Source organism: Leptolyngbya sp. FACHB-711, from assembly GCF_014695615.1.
In the GTDB taxonomy this organism is placed as follows: Bacteria; Cyanobacteriota; Cyanobacteriia; order Elainellales; family Elainellaceae; genus Leptolyngbya_A.
This window is the reverse complement of the sequence record NZ_JACJOR010000179.1, coordinates 1-2,763: the sequence shown is the minus strand read 5'-3', so window position 1 is coordinate 2,763 and position 2,763 is coordinate 1. Positions and strand designations below refer to the sequence as shown.

Genomic DNA, 2,763 nt, shown 5'->3' with positions numbered 1-2,763 from the left:
AGTTCACCTTTGTCTACAGGCAACTGTCCAGCGATCGCACTTAACAACGTCGATTTGCCAGAACCAGACTCGCCAATAATCCCAAGCACCTGTCCTGGATAAAGATTAAAGGAAATGCGATCGCAGGCGCAGATTGTGCCGTAGAACTTGGTTAAATTCCGAACAGTCAGAAGGGGTTGCATGATTGAGAATGACCTACAGCGTTTTTCACTCACGTAAGGTGCAGGGGCTGCACCCCATTTTTTGTACTTCAATCGCCTGAACAAGGCTGTAATCAATGATTGGATTGATGCTGATTGCAGTAGTCCGTATCCGAGCAAATCCACATCCGATCGCCGCGATCGTTGATCACAACTTCGTCTAAGTAGCTTGCCGTCGAACCACACAACTCACAGGTTTTATCCCATCGCTCGACCGTAAACGGATGATCCTCAAAGTCGAGACTTTTGACTCGTGTGTAGGGAGGCACGGCATAAATTCGCTTTTCCCGTCCTGCTCCAAAGAGCTGGAGTGCCGGATTCATGTGCATCTTAGGATTATCAAAACGAGGAATGGGGCTGGGGCGCATCATGTAGCGATCGTGAACCATCACGGGATAATCATAGGCAGTGGCAATCTGACCATGCTGGGTGATGTCTTCGTACAGCCGCACATACATTGCCCCATAATCCTCCAGCGCGTGGAGTTTGCGAGTTTCAGACTCAGAAGGTTCAATCCAGCGCAGTGGTTCGGGAATAGGCACTTGATAGACAATGATCTGTCCTGCTTTCAAAGGAGTTTCAGGAATACGGTGGCGGGTTTGAATCAGGGTTGCCTCTTCGGTTCGTTCCGTCGTTGCTACACCGCAAACGCGCTTAAAAAAACGGCGAATATTCACGGCGTTTGCTGTATCATCTGCACCTTGATCAATGACTTTCAAAATATCACTTTGTCCAATGACTGAAGCCGTCACCTGAATGCCGCCTGTACCCCAGCCATAGGACATCGGCATTTCGCGAGAGCTAAACGGAATTTGGTGTCCTGGAATCGCAACCGCTTTGAGTAATGCTCGCCGAATCGATCGCTTAGTTTGCTCATCCAGATAAGCAAAGTTGAAGTCCGGTGCAGCAGCGGATGAGCGTTGAGGAGCAGCAGTCTGGGGAATGACCGCTTGATCGGGAATTTCTGAATCTATCATGGGTGGCTTACTCCTGTTGCATTGCCGTTAAAGTGGGTTCGGCTTTAGCCCGATCGGTCATCATCGAATTTACAGGTTGATTCGTTGAGTAATCTTCAGATGGATTTTCAGCGAGATGATAGGATGCATCTTCAGCAGCGTTTACTGATGGATTGACTGATGGATTGACCGATTGCCGCATTTGTCGCAGCATGTTTAGCTCTGCTTGAAAATCAATATAGTGAGGAAGCTTGAGATGCTGTACAAACCCCTGTGCCTCTACATTGTCTGAATGAGATAGCACAAACTCTTCGTCTTGTGCAGGTGCGGTAATCTCTTCGCCCAGTTCCTTCGATTGCAGCGATCGATCCATCAGTGCCATTGCCATTGCTTTGCGCTCGTTGTAGCCGAACGTTAACCCATAACCGCGCGTAAACTGGGGTGGCGTTTCTTTGTTGCCCTGAAATTGGTTGACCATCTGCACTTCGGTCACCGTGATGTCGGCAATGCCAATCTCAAACCCCAGCTCTTCGGGGCAGATCACCACTTCAACTTCACCGACTCGAATTTCCCCTGCAAAGGGATGATTTCTGCCGTAGCCCCGCTGGGTTGAGTAGGCGAGGCTCAATAGGAATCCTTCATCAGCACGGGCTAAATTTTGCAGTCGTGCCGAGCGATCGGCGGGTAGGGTGAGAGGCTGACGAGTCAAATCAAAGGGCTCTCTTTCCAGCTCAGACGAACCCTGGGCGGCAAGAAAAGCCTTTTCTTCCTGAATCAAACCTTCTTGTCCCAACGTATCGATCACACGCGGAGTCGGTTCATCGATAGGTTCTGCTTCAGGCGCGATCGATGCTTCTCCTTCTGCAAGAAGCTTGAAATCGAGCAGGCGATGCACATAGTCAAATGTAGAACCCAACAGTTGCCCGCCCGGAACATCTTTGAAAATGGCAGAAATTCGTCGATCGAGGTGCATCTGGCTGGTATCAACCGGCTGGCTGTAATAAAAGCGGGGCAGGGTTGTACGGTATGCTCTCAGCAAGAAAATTGCCTCAACCAAATCACCCCAAGATTGCTTGATCGCTAAAGCTGCCAAATCAGTGTCATACAGGCTACCCTCACACATTACGCGATCGATCGCCAGTTTCATCTGCTGCTGAATCTGCTCTAGCGTCAATTCTGGAACTTCAAGATTACCTCTTCGCCTTGCTTCTAGCAAACTTTCAGCATTTTGAATTGCCTGTTCACCGCCCTTCACCGCAACGTATGCCATTTACTGGTTCCTCCTGGTGTACAACGTATTCTCGTTGTCTTTTTGTCATTCTTCAAACCGTGGCTTAGCTCATCCTGGGATTCTGTTTTGAGTGTTTCTGTTTAAATGCTCATCGTGCGAGGGAGACCGATAACCGCTGTCTCACTGCATAGAAATACATCAACTCCCAAAGGATAGGCTTGAACGTTCATTTGCCACTGAGTCCAGAACTGGGAAGGTAAAACAGGTGCGATCGATCGTTCTCCTAAAATTCCCGGTCCTTGCGCCGTTACCTGCTTGCCCACTCCGTTACTAATTTGAATCAGCAACGTGGTCGAAGACTCTGGATATTCTGCTT

Annotated in this window: 4 protein-coding genes; all 4 read right to left on the bottom strand. The window is 49.1% G+C overall.

Annotated elements, in window-relative coordinates; all coding sequences use genetic code 11:
- On the bottom strand, positions 1 to 182 hold a 182-nt coding region (locus H6F80_RS06350; protein WP_190790747.1), incomplete at its 3' end, for an ATP-binding cassette domain-containing protein.
- 92 nt (positions 183 to 274) lie between these two features.
- Positions 275 to 1,177 (bottom strand): alpha-D-ribose 1-methylphosphonate 5-phosphate C-P-lyase PhnJ, encoded by a 903-nt coding sequence (locus H6F80_RS06345; protein WP_190790746.1) that lies wholly within the window; start codon positions 1,175 to 1,177, stop codon positions 275 to 277.
- Positions 1,178 to 1,184: 7 nt separating this feature from the next.
- Entirely contained in the window at positions 1,185 to 2,426 is a 1,242-nt protein-coding gene (locus H6F80_RS06340) for a carbon-phosphorus lyase complex subunit (RefSeq protein ID WP_190790745.1), read from the bottom strand.
- Between the two features lie 101 nt (positions 2,427 to 2,527).
- On the bottom strand, positions 2,528 to 2,763 hold a 236-nt coding region (locus H6F80_RS06335), incomplete at its 5' end, for a phosphonate C-P lyase system protein PhnH (protein WP_190790744.1).

Bases quoted from the DNA above. Each gene is read 5' to 3' on its own strand.
- H6F80_RS06340 (WP_190790745.1), bottom strand. From the start codon at position 2,426: ATGGCATACGTTGCGGTGAAGGGCGGTGAACAGGCAATTCAAAATGCT.
- H6F80_RS06345 (WP_190790746.1), bottom strand. From the start codon at position 1,177: ATGATAGATTCAGAAATTCCCGATCAAGCGGTCATTCCCCAGACTGCT.